18 protein-coding genes are annotated in these 17,584 nt (G+C 67.9%); 14 read left to right on the top strand and 4 right to left on the bottom strand.

Annotated features, from left to right (window positions below):
• The first annotated feature begins 1 nt into the window (after position 1).
• Together JS278_RS14620 and JS278_RS16490 are read left to right on the top strand one after the other, a co-directional pair.
• Entirely contained in the window at positions 2–352 is a 351-nt protein-coding gene (locus tag JS278_RS14620; RefSeq protein WP_114045828.1) for a VOC family protein, read from the top strand.
• A 51-nt stretch (positions 353–403) separates the two neighbouring features.
• Positions 404–1,195 (top strand): hypothetical protein, encoded by a 792-nt coding sequence (locus JS278_RS16490; protein WP_245935138.1) that lies wholly within the window; start codon positions 404–406, stop codon positions 1,193–1,195.
• Here JS278_RS16490 and JS278_RS16485 read toward each other — a convergent pair.
• Positions 1,173–1,508, bottom strand: a complete 336-nt coding sequence (locus tag JS278_RS16485; protein ID WP_245935137.1) for an acetamidase/formamidase family protein — start codon at positions 1,506–1,508, stop codon at positions 1,173–1,175. The genes JS278_RS16490 and JS278_RS16485 overlap by 23 nt on opposite strands.
• Before the next feature lie 574 nt (positions 1,509–2,082).
• On the opposite strand from JS278_RS16485, the gene JS278_RS14610 reads away from it, so the two are divergent.
• The 5 genes from JS278_RS14610 to JS278_RS14595 all read left to right on the top strand — a co-directional run bounded on the left by JS278_RS14610 (position 2,083) and on the right by JS278_RS14595 (position 8,671).
• Entirely contained in the window at positions 2,083–3,384 is a 1,302-nt protein-coding gene (locus JS278_RS14610) for a replication-associated recombination protein A (protein WP_114045827.1), read from the top strand.
• A 140-nt stretch (positions 3,385–3,524) separates the two neighbouring features.
• Positions 3,525–3,692, top strand: a complete 168-nt coding sequence (locus JS278_RS16090; protein WP_181833754.1) for a hypothetical protein — start codon at positions 3,525–3,527, stop codon at positions 3,690–3,692.
• 500 nt (positions 3,693–4,192) lie between these two features.
• Positions 4,193–5,677 carry a phosphatase PAP2 family protein gene (locus JS278_RS14605; protein WP_114045826.1) on the top strand — a complete coding sequence of 495 codons (1,485 nt, stop codon included), beginning with the start codon at positions 4,193–4,195 and terminating at the stop codon, positions 5,675–5,677.
• Positions 5,678–5,923: 246 nt separating this feature from the next.
• Positions 5,924–7,291: a C4-dicarboxylate transporter DcuC gene (dcuC, locus tag JS278_RS14600; protein ID WP_114046369.1), complete on the top strand. Its 1,368-nt coding sequence runs from the start codon at positions 5,924–5,926 to the stop codon at positions 7,289–7,291.
• 39 nt (positions 7,292–7,330) lie between these two features.
• Positions 7,331–8,671: a lyase family protein gene (locus JS278_RS14595; RefSeq protein ID WP_114045825.1), complete on the top strand. Its 1,341-nt coding sequence runs from the start codon at positions 7,331–7,333 to the stop codon at positions 8,669–8,671.
• Here the strand turns inward: JS278_RS14595 and JS278_RS14590 are convergent.
• A complete protein-coding gene (locus JS278_RS14590; RefSeq protein WP_114045824.1) occupies positions 8,652–9,509 on the bottom strand; it encodes a MurR/RpiR family transcriptional regulator in 858 nt (285 codons plus the stop codon). The genes JS278_RS14595 and JS278_RS14590 overlap by 20 nt on opposite strands.
• Before the next feature lie 153 nt (positions 9,510–9,662).
• Here JS278_RS14590 and JS278_RS14585 point away from each other — a divergent pair, with 153 nt between their 5' ends.
• A complete protein-coding gene (locus tag JS278_RS14585) occupies positions 9,663–10,373 on the top strand; it encodes an exonuclease domain-containing protein (RefSeq protein WP_114045823.1) in 711 nt (236 codons plus the stop codon).
• 79 nt (positions 10,374–10,452) lie between these two features.
• On the opposite strand, the gene JS278_RS14580 is transcribed toward JS278_RS14585, so the two are convergent.
• Entirely contained in the window at positions 10,453–11,256 is an 804-nt protein-coding gene (locus JS278_RS14580) for an ABC transporter ATP-binding protein (protein WP_114045822.1), read from the bottom strand.
• Between the two features lie 149 nt (positions 11,257–11,405).
• Here JS278_RS14580 and JS278_RS14575 point away from each other — a divergent pair, with 149 nt between their 5' ends.
• Positions 11,406–11,618, top strand: a complete 213-nt coding sequence (locus tag JS278_RS14575) for an antitoxin VbhA family protein (RefSeq protein ID WP_114045821.1) — start codon at positions 11,406–11,408, stop codon at positions 11,616–11,618.
• Between the two features lie 232 nt (positions 11,619–11,850).
• Complete coding sequence (locus JS278_RS14570; protein WP_245935136.1) at positions 11,851–12,405, top strand: DUF4232 domain-containing protein; 555 nt, start codon at positions 11,851–11,853, stop codon at positions 12,403–12,405.
• A gap of 11 nt (positions 12,406–12,416) precedes the next feature.
• Here JS278_RS14570 and JS278_RS14565 read toward each other — a convergent pair whose 3' ends face one another.
• Positions 12,417–13,355, bottom strand: coding sequence for a right-handed parallel beta-helix repeat-containing protein (locus JS278_RS14565; protein ID WP_181833753.1), 939 nt, complete (start codon positions 13,353–13,355; stop codon positions 12,417–12,419).
• A gap of 87 nt (positions 13,356–13,442) precedes the next feature.
• Here JS278_RS14565 and JS278_RS14560 point away from each other — a divergent pair, with 87 nt between their 5' ends.
• From JS278_RS14560 to JS278_RS14550, 4 genes are all read left to right on the top strand, one after another.
• Positions 13,443–14,477 (top strand): NAD(P)-dependent alcohol dehydrogenase, encoded by a 1,035-nt coding sequence (locus JS278_RS14560; RefSeq protein WP_114045818.1) that lies wholly within the window; start codon positions 13,443–13,445, stop codon positions 14,475–14,477.
• Positions 14,478–14,501: 24 nt separating this feature from the next.
• Positions 14,502–14,660: a hypothetical protein gene (locus JS278_RS16085; protein WP_181833752.1), complete on the top strand. Its 159-nt coding sequence runs from the start codon at positions 14,502–14,504 to the stop codon at positions 14,658–14,660.
• Between the two features lie 236 nt (positions 14,661–14,896).
• On the top strand, positions 14,897–15,604 hold the full coding sequence (locus JS278_RS16480) for a DUF4232 domain-containing protein (protein ID WP_245935135.1): 708 nt from the start codon (positions 14,897–14,899) through the stop codon (positions 15,602–15,604).
• Between the two features lie 93 nt (positions 15,605–15,697).
• Entirely contained in the window at positions 15,698–17,572 is a 1,875-nt protein-coding gene (locus JS278_RS14550; protein ID WP_114045816.1) for a transketolase, read from the top strand.
• Positions 17,573–17,584: the final 12 nt, after the last annotated feature.

Below are 17,584 nucleotides of genomic sequence, written 5' to 3'. Positions count from 1 at the left end.
GATGAAGGTGATGAGCATCATCGCCGACATTCCCGTTCCCGACATGGAGCGCGCCCGCGCTTTCTACACCGACTATCTCGGCCTCGGTGAGGAGGAGTTCAGTCTGGGGTGGGCGGCCCGGCTCACCCAGCCCGACACCAGAGCCAGTCTGCAGATCCTCACCGCCGACGCCACCGGACCCGAGAATCCCGCGATCTCGGTGAAGGTGGAAGACGTCGAGGCCGCATACCGCGAGGCTGTCGATCGCGGCTATGAGATCGCCCATCCACTCACCCAGGAGCCCTGGGGCGTCTACCGGTTCTTCGTTCGAGGACCCGGAGGAGTGGTGATCAACATCGCCCAGGACCACTGAGCGGGCCCGCGCCGCTCCGGCATCGATCATGGTGCCCGATACTCTGCTGCCATGAATGCGCCTCGCTATCTGGTTCCGGTCTCTCAGACACCCGATGCGCCGTTCATCGTGAAGCCCTCGAGGATGTTCCCGTGGGTGGGGATCGGATATCCACTCGTCGTCGGAATCGGGCTTCCGGGCGCGGCATGGGTCGCGGAAGATGTGCGAGGCCGACTCATGATCGACTCATCCGGATATCTTTCTGCGCAGGCGGTCATTCTCCTTCTCCAGGTGTCCGCCCTGGTGTGGGGAATCGTGCACGCTGCCCGGTTGGCAAGGGTGAGGCGACGCCTCGCACTCTCTCTCGACGATGTGGCGCCTCCGCCACCCGATTACATCAATGCCGTGCAGCTCGATGACGCGCGGCTGTACCGGCGCGATGACCGCACGCCGGTGGTGCGGGCTCTCGTGGCAGGGCTGGCATGGGTGTCAAGATTCCTCGACGATCTCGGCAGAGGGGCCGATGACTTCACCCCCGCGCCGAGTTCCGGCCAGATCCAGCAGACCTTCAATGCTCGCAGAAGCCCGCGGCGGGGATTCGTGTCCGCGATCTGCCTTCTGACCCTGGCCTGGCTGGGCCTCACCGTCCTCACATTCGGGCCGATATCCGACCGCATCCCAGGGGACGCATCACTGTTGATCGTGATCGTGGCGTCGGGTGCGGTGCAGCTCGGAGTCCTGTTCATCATCGGTGGGGTTCGCATGAGTATCGACTCCAGTTTCCGAAAACGGATCTTCCGGCTCCGTCGGGAGTCCGCCGCCTTGACGGCACGTGCCCCAATCAAGCGATCTCGGCATCCCTGAGCCGCTCGTGCAGTCCGCCGTAGACCTGCACGCCGTTCAGATAGGTCTTCGGGACCTTGCAGGTGATCGTGTAGACCGAGTCCACGGCCTGGGCCACCGGCGTCGTCGCCACCTGGGCCACCAGCTGGTAGGCGTCCATCTTCGACAGGCCCAGGATCTCGGCGATCCAGAACACCATCTGGGTGTGGGCGATCCGGAAGGCGTCCTCCATCGGCTTGGCCGAGCCGGTGGTGATGATGAAGTCGTCGGACTCGATGCGGGGCCACGGGGTGACCACGTCCTTGACGAGGTCGAGGATGATCACCGAGTCCATGGCGCATTCGACCGCCGTTCCGCAGGCCTCGCCCCTCGCCCTGCCGGGCGTGGCCGTCACCGACGCTGAACCCGGCCCCGGGCACATTCACCCCGACATAACAGGTGACGCCGGTGCGCATTTCCGGGGTGTCCATATTGCCTCCCCACGGTCCCGGGGCCAGTGACGTGCGCACCTCTCCCAGGCCGGGCGCCACCCCGACGGTGCCGTGCATCGGGTCGAGCGGGAAGGTGCGCGAGGCCTCCGAATCGACGGCGTTGTAGGTGACGGTGCGGTTGGCCTTGTCGATGGGGTAGTACCAGGTCTTCTCCGGCAGCGGGTCCTGCAGGGTCGCGGTGTCGGGGGTCGACGTCAATGACCCGAAGTACGGCATATTCGCCGAGACCCCGGGTCGGGGTTCCAGTCGATGGGATGGGTGAAGCGGGGGATGGACATCGTTGCCTCTCAGGTCTCGGAGGAGGCGGGGCGTCACCATCCTCGCAGCCGGGGGGGTCGTGGCCGATGAGCGACAGGCCTGGTGGCGTGTCAGGCTCGCGTGTCAGGATCGGAGGGGAACCGGGAGGAGGACCGCGCCATGGATTCCGATGCGCCGTCGCTGTTCGAGGACGAGTCCGCGCGCCCGCTGGCCGACCGGATGCGCCCCACATCGCTGGATCAGGTGGTCGGCCAGGACCATCTACTGGGCCCCGAGGCGCCCATCGGGCGGATGGTGGCCGAGCGCCGTCTGGTCTCGATGATCCTGTGGGGCCCGCCCGGATGTGGCAAGACCACCATCGCCCGGCTGCTGGCCGACGCCACGGACCTGGTCTTCGAACCACTGTCGGCCACCTTCTCCGGCGTGGGCGACCTGCGGAAGGTCTTCGCCGCGGCGGGGAAGCGTCGAGAGGCCGGGCAGGGGACGCTCCTGTTCGTCGACGAGGTGCATCGCTTCAACCGTGCCCAGCAGGACTCCTTCCTGCCCTACGTCGAGGACGGCACGATCACCCTGGTCGGCGCCACCACGGAGAACCCGAGTTTCGAGCTCAACGGCGCTCTGCTGTCGCGCTGCCAGGTCTACGTGCTGCGCCGTCTCGACGAGGCCGCGCTGAACACGCTCATCGAACGTGCCGAGGCCCTCACCGGAACTACCCTCGACATCGACGACGACGCACGGGCGTCGCTGGTCGCGATGGCCGACGGTGACGGGCGCTACCTGATCAACATGCTCGAGCAGCTGTTCGCCCTGCACCGGCCTATCGACACCTCCGCCCTGGCAGAGGTGGTGCAGAAGCGCGCGCCGCAGTACGACAAGGCCCAGGAGGGCCACTACAACCTCATCTCCGCGCTCCACAAGTCGATGCGCGGCTCCGATCCGAACGCCGCCCTGTACTGGCTGGCGCGAATGCTCGACGGCGGGGAGGATCCGCTCTACATCGCCCGGCGGGTGGTGCGCTTCGCCACCGAGGACGTCGGCATGGCCGACCCCCAGGCCGTCCAGCAGGCCTTGGCGGCGTGGGACGTCTACGAGCGGCTCGGATCCCCGGAGGGGGAGCTGGCGATCGCCCAGGCGGTGGTCTACGTGGCCACCGCGCCGAAGTCGATCGCGGTGTACCGGGGGTTCGGAGAGGCGCAGAAGCTGGCGAAGCGAACCGGATCCCTCACCCCGTCCGCCCACATCCTCAACGCCCCTACCGGCCTGATGAAGCGTCTCGGCTACGGCGAGGGCTACCAGTACGACCCCGACACCGAGGAGGGGTTCTCCGGCGCCGACTACTTCCCCGACGGCATGGAGCGCCCCAGGCTGTACCGGCCCACCGGCAACGGCTACGAGCAGGTGATCGGCCAGAAGATCGCCGAGTGGGAGGCGATGCGGGCCCGCAGGCACCACGATCCGTGAGGGCCGCCGGCTCAACGCCCTCCGTCTCCGAGCTCTGCGACAGTGGGTGAGCCGTTCTGGTGTCCGGGTGAAGCCGGGCGAGCGATCCTCGGCAGGTTGCCGCCTTCCAGAACGCGATCGGCTCGTCGTCTCCGGAGAGGATGCTGGCGGCCCGTGATCTGCTCACCCGCGACGGTCGGCTGACGGTGGCCGGCTGGCTGCTCTTCTCCGAGCGGCCGCAGACACTGTTCCCGAGCGCGATCGTGCGGGTCCTCAGATACGCGGACACGGAACGCGGTACGGGGGCCGGTATGTCGCTCTACGAATGAGGGGACGTTCGCTGCGAAGGATCGATACCGGAGCAGATCACCCAGGCCGCCGAACTGATCGAGGGCCTGGTCAACGCGATCCTGCACAGGTCGTACTCGATGGCCGGAGATCACATCCGCGTCGAGATCTTCCCGAACCGTGTCGAGATATCGAGCCCCGGGCGAAATCTACGCGTGCTCCAGGACAATGGTCTTGTGGTCTGGGAGGGGCAGGGCCCCCGGGATCCTCGGGCGTCGTGGCGACTGCTGTGACCTGCTGCAAAGAATTTGACAGTAGATCTTTACAGTAGATGTTCGCGTGTCGGATCGTCGCCTGTCAGAAACCGGCCGGTAGCGTCACCTCTCAGATGCGGCGGCTGGGGCGCCTCAGGCATCGACCGACGGTGGGGCCGTCATCTCAAAGGACTCGGGGCGTCCCAGGTGGGTCTCTGTCCGGTCGCCGGCATCGGGGAAGGGCTCCGACGAGGGAGCCGGAAGACACATCCGGAGGTTCAATACCCATGAGGACGCAACGCGGGCATCGTCGCCCCCTGAGAATCGGAATCGCCACCGTGGTGGCCGGCGCATCGCTGCTGGCATCGGGCGGCGTCGCCCAGGCCGCCGAGTATCCCAGCGACTCCACCAAGCCCGACCTGGTGAAGGCTCTGCAGGGCTACTACAACGCCTGGCAGCCGTCGGGCAAGCACGACATGCACGGCCGGGTCGTCAACCCGAGGGTGACCAACTGGAACGACCGGGTCACCAGCTGGATCAACCAGAACAGCACAAAGGACCAGCAGTTCCGGGCGCTGCAGAACGCCATGTACCTGGCGGACGACCGGTCCGGCTACGACCAGTCCACCAGCATCGCCGACGGCCTGGGGCAGACCATCGGCCGTTACTACGCCGAGGGACGCAGGAACGGCAGGCTGCCCAAGGTCGACGCCCTGCTCAATGCCACCGACGGCACATCCGGGGCCTACATCAACACCGACACGGCGAAGGACGCCTTCTACCACCCGCGGCCCTACCTGGCAGCCGATCCGAGCGTGCCGGCCATCCCGAAGGAGGACGAGGCCTGCGCTCCCAGCAAGGTCAACGCGTCCTCCTACGTGTCCACCAGGAAGGGCCACCAGTGGGCCAATCCGGACGGCAGCCTCAAGATCACCCGGCTGGCGCCGGTGGTCGACCGGACCCACCAGTTCTCCAACTCCGACGTCGTGCTGTGGCCGGCCTACGGCGACACCGGGCTGTGCACCGGGGGATCCTTCCCGAGCGGCCACACCACCACCGTCTACCAGGCCGGGATCACCCTGGCGACCCTGCTTCCCGAGTTGGCTCCCGAGATCCTCACCCGGTCCTCGGAGGCCGCCAACAACCGCATGACGGTGGGCGTCCACTACTCACTGGACATCATCGGCGGGCGGATCTCCGGCCAGGCGGCGATCGCCTCACGGGCCTCCGACGCCACCTACCGCAAGCAGGTGCTGGAGCCGGCCCGCGCCGAGCTGAGGGCCTACCTGGAGAAGCGCTGCGGGACGCCCCTGGCCCGCTGCATCGCGAAGGACAAGCCGTACAGGAACAACCCCTACGGCGGTAAGGCGATCCCCGGCGGCACCGCCCAGATCGTCTACAACAGGCAGTCTGCGGTGAAGGTGTACACCGAGCGGCTGGAGTACGGCCACCAGCCCACCCAGTCGACCAGGCTGGCGCCGTCGGTGCCCACCGGGGCGGAGAACCTGCTGCTCGACGTGTACCCGGGCCTCAACGCCACCCAGCGCCGGGCGATCCTGGCCCAGACCGAGACGAGGTCCGGGCAGCTGCTCGACACCACGAAGCTCGCCCTGGACGGGAAGGCCCCGGGCTCCTGGCAGCGGCTCAACCTGGCCGCGGCGATGTCGGCCACCGTGCGGGTGGATCGGAACGGCGCGGTGAAGGTGATCTCCACCGGAGGCCAGGCCCGGGTGATCAAGGACCGGGTGCCGGCCGGGGCGGGGGGCCGCTGATCCAGGGTCTGCTGAATGAACCCTGCTCAACCGTTGTCGACTTGATGCTGGTCATTCTGCATCAAGTCGACAACGGTTCGCGCGGTCTCAGGATTCTCGGTCGCGCCGGGCAGCTGCGATCACTGGGAGCGGACCGGGGCAGTGACAGATCCCCTCGCTGTTGTTACTCTACTAACAGTGGGACGCCGCAAGTGATAGCAAACTTTCATCGACGATCGTGACGGCGGCCCGGAAGGGGTGAAGACCGTGCCAGTCTTCTTGGCCGCATTCGCGCTTCTGGTCACCATCGGTGTCGGCTACCTGTTGATCAAGGGCCAGAAGCCCGTCATCGTGCTCCTGCTGTCAGGGTTCGTGCTGGTTGCGGTGTCCACGGCGCTTCAGCCGGGATTGGAGATCCTGGACGAGAAGGACTCCTCGGGTTCGCGATGGCTGGACATCATCGGCCTGTTCGAGAACGTCGCGGGCAGTCAGCTCACCAGCGTCGGCCTCATCATCATGGCCGCGGGAGGCTTCTCGACGTATATGAACAAGATCGGCGCCTCCCGAGCCCTGGTCGAACTTCTGTCGGCGCCGATGGCCCGCATCAAGCACCCCTACGTCCTCCTCATCGTCACGTACTTCATCGGTGCGGCACTGTTCATGTTCATCCCCAGCGCCGCCGGCCTGGCGATCCTTCTCATGGTGTTGCTGGTGCCTGTCCTCACCGCCGCCGGCATCACTCCGGCGGCTGCGGCCGCGGTCATCGCCACGGCCTCGGCCCTCCCCATGGGACCGGCATCGGGCACCTCGGTGCTGGCCGCCAAGACCGTCGGCCTCTCGCCGGTGGTCTACTTCGTCCAGAATCAGCTCATCGTGGCGATCCCGACCGCCATCGCCGTCGCCGTGACCCACTACTTCATCCAGCGGCACTACGATCGGCGCGGTCTGGAGAGCTACAAGCCCACCGAGGTCAAGGGAGATGACGCCGCCGAGGCCGGCCCCCGCTGGTACTCGATCTTCCTGGTGCTGCCGATCGTCCTGCTGATCGTCTTCAGCCCACTGGTCAACGACAAGGTCGAACTCACCACCGTCGGCGCCTTCATCATCGTCTGGCTGCTCGCGATGATCTGCGAGATGATCCGCAACAGATCGTTCAAGAAGGCCGCGGACGCCTCGGTGGCGCTGTTCACCGGGATGGGCAAGATGTTCGGCGGCGTCGTCGCCCTCATCATCGCCGCCCAGATCTTCGCCGAGGGTCTCACCGCCACGGGCGCCATCGATCTCCTCGTCAAGGGCGGTGAGAAGCTGGGCGCCGGTATGGCGATCATGACCGTCGTCTTCACCGTCATCGTCGGACTGGTCACCTTCCTCACCGGCTCGGGGGTCGGCGCCTTCTCGGCGTTCTCCGGTCTGGTGCCGGCGATCGCCAAGGGGCTCGGCGGATCGGCCCCGGCCCTCATCACGCCGATGGAGTTCGCCAGCGGCCTGTTCCGTTCGATGTCTCCGGTGTCGGGAGTCGTCATCGCGGTGGCCGGCGGCGTCGGCATCAGCCCGATGGAGGTCGTGCGGCGCACCCTGCTGCCGATGATCGTGGGAGCCGTCGTGATGATCGCGGCCAGCCTGATCCTGCTGTGACCCCGGCGGATCCACGGAGAACCTGAAGAAAGGATGACGATGGGAATCGGAGCTCTCAACTCGCAGATCTACAAGCGCGGCTACGTCACCGAGGAGATGGAGGCGATCTGGACAGAGCGTGCGCTGGTCGCCCGGATCTTCGACGTGGAGGCCACCCTGGCCCGGGTGCAGTCCGACCTCGGCATAGTCCCCGCCGACGCCGCGCGCCGTATCCGTGAGACCGCGAAGCTCTCGGACGATCTCATCGCCGATGTGGAGAGCGGCAAGGTGGGCAACCCGTTGGTCGCCGTCCTGGACGCCCTGCGCTCTCGCGTCCCGGAAGAGTGCCGCGGGTGGGTGCACTACGGCGCCACGACACAGGACGTGCTGGACACGGCCCGGGCCCTTCAGATCCAGCGGTCCACCGAGCTGATGCTGGCTGAGGTCGAGCAGCTCATCGGCCAGGTGTCGGAACTCTCGCAGCAGCATGCATCGACCCTCATGGTCGCTCGCACCAACGGGCAGCACGCGCTGCCGACCACCCTGGGGATGCGATTCGCCCGATGGCTCGCAGAACTGCGCCGCTCCCGTTCCCGTCTGATCGACATGCGGGGGCGTACCGAACTCATCCAGTTCTCCGGCGCCGCCGGGACATATGCCTCTCTGGGCGACGACGGCCCTCGCGTCTCCCGTGGGCTGGCGAAGGCCCTGGGGCTGGTCTTCGAGCCGATCCCCTGGCACGCGGCGGCCGATGTGATGGCCGAGGTGGCCAGTACCGTCGCGATCCACGGCCAGACCCTCGCCAAGATCGCCGAGGACCTGTTCGACATGCAGCAGACCGATACCGGCGAGGCTCACGAGGCCGTGGACGCCCACTCCTCGGGCTCCTCGACGATGCCCCAGAAGCTCAACCCGTTCACGACGATGAAGACGTCGGTCGGAGCCAGGCTGGCTGCCGGGATGGCCGCCACCGTGCTCACCCAGCCGCCGGCGTCCTACGAACGCGACCATCGGCAGTCCGAGGTGCAGCGCGATCTCATCCCGCAGATCTACGTGGCCGTGGAGGGGGCGTCGGCCAAACTCATCGATCTGCTGGGGAGGATCCACTTCGAGACCGAGGCGCTGCGTCACAATCTCGATCACGAGGGGGTGCTGCTGATGACCGAGGGCATCATGATGGCGCTGGCGCCGCGTCTGGGGCAGGAGGGCGCCCATGACCTCCTTCAGACTTTCGCCGCCGCACACCGGTCGACGGGGGTCTCGCTCGATGACTTCATCGCTGCCCGTCCCGACATCGCCGGACGCATCGAGGGCATCGACATCGCCGGCCTGTCACAGCCGCAGGCCTACATCGGCCTGTCCGAGCGGATCTCCCGGCAGGTCAGCGGTCCGGAGAGATGAACAGGCCCAGCTGATCGACGCCGTCCTCCAGGCTCCGGGTGCGCTGCACGGTGCGCTCGGGGGCCCTGGTCTCCATCGCTGTCAGCAGGGACTCCAGAACCAGCAGCATCGTCCCGCGGCTCTTGAATCTCGGCGTCGGATCGGTGTGGACGAGCAGGACGTGGTCGGCGTAGATGCGCAGCGGGCTCGTCGCGCGGTTGGTGAGCAGCGCGGTGGCCGCGCCCCGTTTCCTGCCCATTCGCAGTGCGATCTCAACGGGCTTGGGGTGGCGGTCGAATGCGGTGGCGAAGATGACGGCGTCGGAGGTGATGTCGACCAGCTCGTGGGGATTCATGTCCGCGCCCGGGAGCAGGTGGACGTTGCCGCGGTGGTACTTGCTCAGCAGGTAGAAGTACCGCATCAGTGCGCGTCCGGTCGCCGCCGAGGCCAGGAAGAGTGGTCGGGTCTCATCTGCCAGCAGGTCGGCGATCCGGTCGAACTCGGCCGCCGAGGTGACGTCCAGCGTCTTCCCGATCTCGGCGACGGCCGCATTGAGATGCTGCGCCAGCTCGGCCCCGGGGCCTTCCGGGAGAGGCTGGTTCTGCCGTTGCAGGGGCCGGTCGAAGTTAGCCTCGACTTCGGCGCGGATCGAGGTCGAGAAACCCTTGAAGTCCTCGTAGCCGAGCTTGCGGACGAACCGGGTGACGGAGGCGACGCTCACGCCGGCGCCCGTTGCGATGGCCTCGAGATTCTGAAAGGCCAGGTTGGGGAAGGACGACTCGAAGTAGCCCGCGAGGGCGCGATCCGCGGCGGTCAGCCCATCGAGCGACGCGATCCGCGCGAACAAGTCCTGAGTCACGTTCCTGGCCTCCTGAGCGGTGCGTTCGCTGGTGTCAGCCTATCGTCGTGGCCATCGACCATCTGGATGACGCGGTCGCCCAGCGGGCATGGACTCATCCAGGAATGTCGGTGGCGTGGGGCACAGTAGCGGTCATCCGACGAAGGAATGACTGTGAACTGGACTGAAGCGCCCTGGTTGGGGCTGGACACCGAGACCACCGGCGCGAACCCGGCCCACGACCGCCTGGTCAGCGCGGCGCTGGTGCTGCGTCGGGGCGGCGCCAGCGAGGACGGGCCGGACGAGCCGCGCGCCTGGCTGGCCGATCCCGGCGTCCCGATCCCCGAGGACGCCACCCGCATCCACGGCATCAGCACCGAGACCGCGCGCTCCCAGGGGCGCCCGGTGATCGAGGTGCTCGACGAGGTGGCCGATGCACTGGTGGCGCACTGGTTGCAGGGTTGCCCGGTCGTCATCTTCAACGCCCCCTTCGACCTCACCGTCCTCAACAGCGAACTGCGCCGCCACCAGCTGGGGTCGCTGGAGGAGCGGCTCGGCGGGGCACCGGCTCCGGTGATCGATCCGCTGGTGCTCGACCATGCGCTGGACCGCTACCGGAAGGGCAAACGCACTCTGGCGGCGATGACGGCGGCCTACGGTGCGGCGCTGTCAGAGCGGGCGCACACCGCCGAGGCCGACGTCACGATGATGCTCGACGTGCTGGCCGCGATGGCCGCGAGATATCCGCAGGCGGCGACCATGAATGCAGCCCAGCTCCATGAATACCAGGTCGCCGAGCACCGGAAATGGGCCGACAACTTCGGTTCCTGGCTGCGCTCGAAGGGCAAGCCGGACGACGTCTCCCGCGCCTGGCCCCAGGAGTGAGAGCGCTGAATGTGTTAAAAAAGTGCCGGAATTTTAACACGTTCCCGCGACATGTTACGCGCGGTGACATGTCGCGACCTCAAGATCCTCGCCGGGAGGTCCGGGCGGTCCAGCGTCCGTCCCGGAACTCGACCTCGATCGGATAGTCGAAGGTCCGGGAGACGTTGCTGCTGGTGAGCACCTCGTCGGCCGGGCCCGCCGTGACCACCCTCCCGTCGGCCAGCAGCAGGGCGTGGGTGGTGGTGGTCGGCAGCTCCTCCAGGTGGTGGGTCACCAGCACCGAGGTGAGCCCGGGATGGGTCTCCGCCAGCAGATCGATCGTCTCCAGCAGCTGCTCCCGGGCGGCGACGTCCAGTCCGGTGGTGGGTTCGTCGAAGAGCATCAGTGCCGGCTCGGCGATCAGCGCCCGCGCGATGAGGGCCCGCCCCCGCTCGCCCTGGGACAGGGTCTGCCAGCGGTCCCCGGCGATCCTCGAGAGCCCCAGCTGCCCGATGAGATCGGCGGCCCGGGCCAGATCGGCCTGGCTCGGCGTCCACCTCATCGGCAGCAGGACGGTGCCGGTGATCCCGGTGAGCACCACCTCGGTCGTCGTCATCATCGGCCGCACCCGGTGCCGCGGGTCCACATGCCCGATGTGAGGGCGCAGCGCCTGCAGCTCCACCTTCCCCAGCTGATGGCCGAGCACCTTCACGGTGCCCGTGGTCGGGTGGACCATCGCTCCGCAGAACCCGAGGATGGTGGACTTCCCGGCGCCGTTGGCGCCCAGCATCACCCAGTGCTCGCCCCGACCGATCTCGAAGGAGACCTCGTGGAGGATCTCCTTGCCGTTGCGCCGGAAGGTGACGTCCTCCAGGCTCAGGACTGCAGGTGACGAGATATCCACCGTGATCTCCTCCGATCGGCCATGGGTCCCTACGACGGTACGGCCTGGGTCCGCTCCTCCCGCGGGACCGTCCACTCTCCGACCGGTCTCCCCGTCGTCCGGAAGGCCATAGTCTGGAAGACAGAACCCAGAATGGTCGGAGGAGATGCATGATGCCGGAGGAGTTCGACGTTGAGAGGCGATGGCCGGATCTGTTCGACAAGCTCGGGGGCCAGCAGCGAAGGTCGGTGGCCCAGGCGCTGGAGGAGGCGCGCGCGGAGGGGCGCGAGGTGACCCGTCAGGAGGTCGCCGATCTCATCGAGGAGACCCGCGGCACGATCGGTGCCGACGAGTACACCCGCAAGGACATGCCGCCGCGGTGACCGCCCGGGGCCGGCCTGTGCGCCTGACCTGAGAATGCGCCTGACCTGAGAATATGAGAAGCACCCCGCCAAGATGAGGAAATCTGATCCGGGGAATTCTTAGAATCGGGCAAAGTCACTTGCCAGCCCGATGAACACGGACGTTCTCGCGAATAAGAACGGCCGATGAATGTACCCGCCTGAACCTGTGCCGACCTATGGTTGATGGCGCAATTCAGAAAGGGGTACGGAAATGAAGACACGCAGATTCACCAGGACTGCCGCAGTCGCAAGCGCCGCCCTTCTCGGACTGGGGACGGTTGGTGCGGCAGCAACCACGGCCGATGCCGCGGGGGTTCCGAGCCAGACCGTCCCGGAATGCACGCAGGCGATGCTGAGCGCCTCCGTGACCCACATCCCGGGCTCTGACGGCGCCGGCCACACCGCCTACCAGCTGCGCCTCCAGAACGTCTCGACCCAGAACTGCCGCATCGCCGGATACCCGGGCGTCTCGGTGGTCGGCCACGGTGACGGCACCCAGATCGGACGGCCGGCCGATCGGCTCGATCCCGATGGGCAGCCGAAGGTGCTGATTCCCAATGCCAGCTCGTACGCCAGAATCGTCACCGTCAATATCGACAAGAACGGTGGCCCGCTGGGCTCGGACTGTCAGGTCGTGAATGCCGACGGGTGGCGGATCTACCCGCCGAATGAGACGAAGGCCCTCTACGCCCCGTCCCCGGGCCTGATGGCCTGTTCCAGTGACGTCAACTGGATTCAGGTGACCCAGATGAACACGTCACGCTGAGTGATCACGGGTCACAACCTGAAACCCAGCCGGGTCAGGAGCGGGTGGAGTCGTGGGAAGGCGCGGCCCCGCCCGCTCCATGCGGGGACCGGCTCGGCCTGCCAGATGGAGAAGGGTCGGCGATAGCGGTGGACGCGGTTGTCATGGACCCGGCCGGTCGCCGGGTTCCCCTCGATCCCCCGGAAGGCCACCGCCTCGAGTGCCGCCGTCCTGGCCCCGGTGGCGTCGATCAGGTTCCGCGTCACCAGGCACCGCTGCGGTGCGACGATCCGGCTCTCGTTGCCCGAGACCACCGCGATGCCGCGGGCGCATCCGCGCACCGTGTTGTCGGTGATCCGGATCCCCAGCCCGCCATGGGTGTCGATGCCCTCGCGGTCCACCAGTTCGATGACATTGCGCACCGCCCGGCAGCGGCGCGAGCGGGAGGCCTCGGTGTTGTCGGCGTCGGAGAAGGCGATGCCGTAGCCGTCGACGGTGCCCTCGGTCAGCGGGATGTCGACGATTCGGTTGCCGGCCACCAGCACGTCGACGCACGACAGGCACATCACCCCGGCGTAGAGCACGTGGTCGATCGAGTTCTCGAGCACCGACGCCCCCCGGCACCATTCCAGTCTCACGGCGTCCGATCGGCTGGCGGACAGGGAGCATCCTCGGATGACGACGTCGCGCAGCGGCGCCGCCGACGAGCCGTGGGCGCGGATGAGCTGTTCGCCCGGATCGCGCGTCGATCCCGGGACGGCCGACCCGCGGATGCGGACTCCCTCGATCCGTACCCGTGACGAGGCGATGTCGAATGCGGGTGCCCCCGGGGGAGCGACGACGTCCCCACCGATCAGGATGGTCGGCCGGGTGATGGGAAGCGGCTCCTGAAGCTCCAGGGGTGCGGTCGAGGAGACTCGCACGAGCCCTCCCGCATCCAGTGCTCGGCGCAGCGAATCGACAGTGTCCACCCGCCCAAGCATGCCCGATCGGGGCCGTGAAGGCCTTGACCGCGTCGGTGCCGCACCTACCGTCGGAGGTGGAAGGGGGACATAGCTGTGAAGGCTGTCGTACTCGAGAAGAAGAACGAACTCACTGTCCGCGAGGTCCCCGATCCGGGTCGTCCGGGAGAGGGCGAGCTGCGGATCGCACCGAGGTCAGTGGGGATCTGCGGATCCGACGTCCACTACGTCGAGAACGGGCGGATCGGGAAGTTCGTCGTGGAGAAGCCCATGGTGCTGGGCCACGAGGCCTCCGGGGTGGTGACCGAGGTGGGCCCCGGCGTCGAGGGATTCGCCGTCGGCGACCGGGTGGCGATGGAACCCGGAATCCCAGACCTGTCATCGAAGGCCTCCCGGCTGGGCATGTACAACGTCGACCCGGCCGTCCGGTTCTGGGCCACCCCGCCCGTCGACGGCTGTCTGTGCGAGGCCGTCGTCCACCCCGCCGATTTCACCTACCACCTGCCCGACGAGCTGAGCTTCGGCGAGGGGGCGCTGCTGGAGCCGATGGCGGTGGCCGTGCACGCCGTCGAGAAGGGCGGCGTGAAGCCCGGCGACACCGTGGCCGTCTCCGGCGCCGGAACCGTTGGGCTGCTCACCGCCTGCATCGCCCTGGCCTGCGGCGCGGGGAAGGTGTACATCTCCGACGTCGCCGTGGCGAAACTCGACACCGCCGGTCAGATTCCCGGCCTGCGCACCGTCAACCTCCAGCAGGAGGTGCTCTCCCAGGCCGTCGCCGACGAGACCGACGGCTGGGGAGCCGACGTCGTGCTGGAGGCGTCCGGGGCGATGAGCGCCTACAAGGACCTCTGGAAGGTCGGTGCTCCGGGCAACACCACGGTGCTGGTGGGGATGCCGGCCGGCGAGGTGCCGGTCGACGTCGTGGAGCTGCAGAGCCGCGAGACACAGGTCGAGACCGTGTTCCGCTACGCCAACGACTACCCGAGGGCGATCGAGCTGGCCGCCTCCGGGAGGGTCGACCTGTCGAGGTTCATCACCGAGACGTTCAGGATGGAGGACGCCGTACGCGTCTTCCAGCGGGCCGCCGAGTCCCGTCCCACGGACCTGAAACTGCAGTTCGATCTGAGCTGAGCCCCGGAAGGAGACGATGGGAAGATGACCAGGAGATTCCGGATCCGAATTCCCGGCCTGCTGCGCTCTACCGCCAGGACCAGGCGCCGCGGCTCCTGGGGAGTGTCGGTCAAGCGCCGCGGCCGCCCGAGGCGCTCCGTCACGGTGCGCACCGGCGGGCGCCGGCGCCGGGCGCGCCGCTGAGGCCGACAGACACCGGAGGAGCCGAGATGGGCAACGGCAGGAACAGTGGGAAGAGGGCAGTACCGCCCGACGTCGCGCCGACCCTGCATGCCAGGAGTCCGATGGTGCGCCGTCTCCCGCGCCCGGCCTCCGGCACGCCTGACGGGCTGCCGAGTATCGGCCGATGAGCCATTTCGGTTCACCCTCCCCGGAGTACGGTGCCGGAAAATGCATTCGATCAGCATTGGGGTGGGCTCATGATCAACCGGAATGCGACACGTACCGCGGCACTGACCGGGGCGGCCCTGCTCGGCCTTACGATGACGGCCTGCGGAGGCGACGGCGGCTCCTCGGCCGCCACGCCGACGGCAGGTGACGGCAGCTCGACTGCCGCCGCACCGACGTCGGCGTCGAGCCCCAGCAGCGTTCAGACCACATTCGCGTCCTCGGGCACCGGTGGGGACCAGACGACGCCGACCGGCACTACCAGTTCGTCGGGGTCGTCAGGCACAACTGGATCGGGCGACCGGCAGCCGGCGCGTTGCGGCACATCGGCACTCAAGGTGAGCGTCGCCGAGGGCCATCCCGCGGCCGGGCACCTGAGCTACCGCATCCGTTTCCAGAACACGTCGGGGCACCCCTGCGTCATCCAGGGCTTCCCGGGCGTCTCGGCGGTCGGCCACGACAACGGCACCCAGCTGGGCAAGGCCGCCTCCCGTTCCGGGGACAGCGGCAGCAGGATCACGCTGATTCCCGGCGCCAGCGGCTACGCCTCCATCTACGCGGTCAATATCGGTGACGGCGGAGGTCCGCTCGGAGACGAGTGCAAGGTCGCGAAGGCCGACGGATGGCGGATCTACCCGCCGGGTGAGACGCGCGCCGTCTATGTGGCCCAGTCGGGGATGACGGCCTGCACCTCGCAGTCCGACTGGCTGCAGATCGGCTCGGTCCAGCCCGCCTCGTGACCGAATTCACTCAGGAGAAGGGCTGGTCTGCGCGTCGCAGCGTGCAACAGTGGGCACAGATATCAGCGGTGAACCTCTCGTGAGGAGCATTCGATGACCACATCCGCGACAAACACAGACCAGATCAACACAGAGCAGCTGCGGGAGTTGGCCGCCCAGCTGCGGGTCGACTCGATCCGCTCCAGCACCAGCGCCGGATCCGGCCACCCGACGTCCTCCCTGTCGGCGGCCGACCTGCTGGCGGTGCTGATGAGCCGGCATCTGCGCTACGACTGGGACGAGCCGGAGAACCCGGCCAACGACCATCTCATCTTCTCCAAGGGGCACGCCTCCCCGCTCATCTACTCGGTGTTCAAGGCCGCCGGGCAGATCACCGAGGAGGAGCTCGTGGAGGGCTACCGGCGCTTCGGCTCTCGGCTTCAGGGTCACCCGACCCCGGTTCTGCCGTGGGTCGACGTCGCCACCGGCTCGCTGGGGCAGGGCCTGCCCGACGGGGTCGGCGTCGCCTTGGCCGGCAAGTACCTCGACAAGCTGCCCTACCGGGTCTGGGTGGTGTGCGGCGATTCCGAGCTCGCCGAGGGATCCATCTGGGAGGCCGTCGACAAGGCCTCCTACTACGACCTCGACAACCTCGTCGCGATCGTCGACGTCAACCGGCTCGGCCAGCGCGGCGCCACCGAACTGGGCTGGGACGTCGACGCCTACGCCCGCCGGTTCGAGGCCTTCGGCGCCCGCGTGATCACCATCGACGGCCACGACCTCGATGCCATCGACGCCGCCCTGACCGACGCCGAGAATCCCGACGGGCGGCCCACCGTCATCCTGGCCCGGACCGTCAAGGGCAAGGGCGTCCCGCAGGTCGAGGACAGCCCCGACTGGCACGGCAAGCCGCTGCCCTCCGACATCGCCGATGCCGCGATCGAGAGCCTCGGCGGGGTGCGCAACGACGTCGTCACGGGGCCGCGACCGGGCGTGACGACCCCGTCCCCGGCCCCGCTCGCCACCACGGTGGAACTGCCGAGCTACGAACCCGGCCAGGAGATGGCCACCCGCAAGGCCTACGGTGCGGCGCTCACCGCGGTGGGCCGGGCTGATCCCAAGGTCGTCGCCCTGGACGCCGAGGTGTCCAACTCCACGGGCACCGGCGACTTCGTCAAGGCCATCCCGGAGCGCTACTTCGAGATGTTCATCTCGGAGGCTCAGCTCATCGGCTCGGCCACCGGGCTGAGCGTGCGCGGCTACAAGCCCTTCGTGTCGACCTTCGCGGCGTTCCTCACCCGCGCCTTCGACTTCATCCGAATGGGTGCCATCTCACAGGCGGATCTGCGCATAGCCGGCTCTCACGCCGGGGTGGAGATCGGCGCCGACGGCCCCTCCCAGATGGCCCTGGAGGATCTGGCCATGATGCGCGCCGTGGAGGGTTCCACGGTGCTGTATCCCAGCGACGCCACCAGCACGGTGGCGCTGGTGGCCCGGATGGCGGCCACCGACGGCATCAGCTACCTGCGCACCACGCGCGGCGGCTACCCGGTGCTCTACGACTCCGACGAGACCTTCCAGATCGGCGGGTCGAAGGTGCTGCGCTCCGGCGAGCAGGACCAGGTGACCCTGGTCGGCGCCGGGGTGACGGTGCATCAGGCTATCGCGGCGGCCGACCGACTCGCCGAACAGGGTATCGGCGCCACGGTGATCGACGCCTACTCGGTCAAGCCGATCGACGCCGGCACCCTGGAGAGGGCCGTGCGCCGGACCAACGGGAGACTCGTCATCGCCGAGGACCACCACCCGCAGGGCGGCCTGGGCGAGGCGGTGCTCTCGGGGCTGGCCACCTTCGGGATCCGCGACCTCGACGTCGCCCACCTGGCGGTGCGCGGCATTCCCGGATCGGGTACGAGCGCCGAACTGCTCGGGTGGGCGGGCATCGACGCCGACGGGATCGCGAAGGCGGCGAAGCGCCTCATCGGCTGACCCCCTAGGCTG

The sequence above is a fragment of the Acidipropionibacterium virtanenii genome, assembly GCF_003325455.1.
GTDB lineage: Bacteria > Actinomycetota > Actinomycetes > Propionibacteriales > Propionibacteriaceae > Acidipropionibacterium > Acidipropionibacterium virtanenii.
Note: the sequence above shows the minus strand (reverse complement) of the source record. Positions and strands in the feature narration are given on the sequence as shown.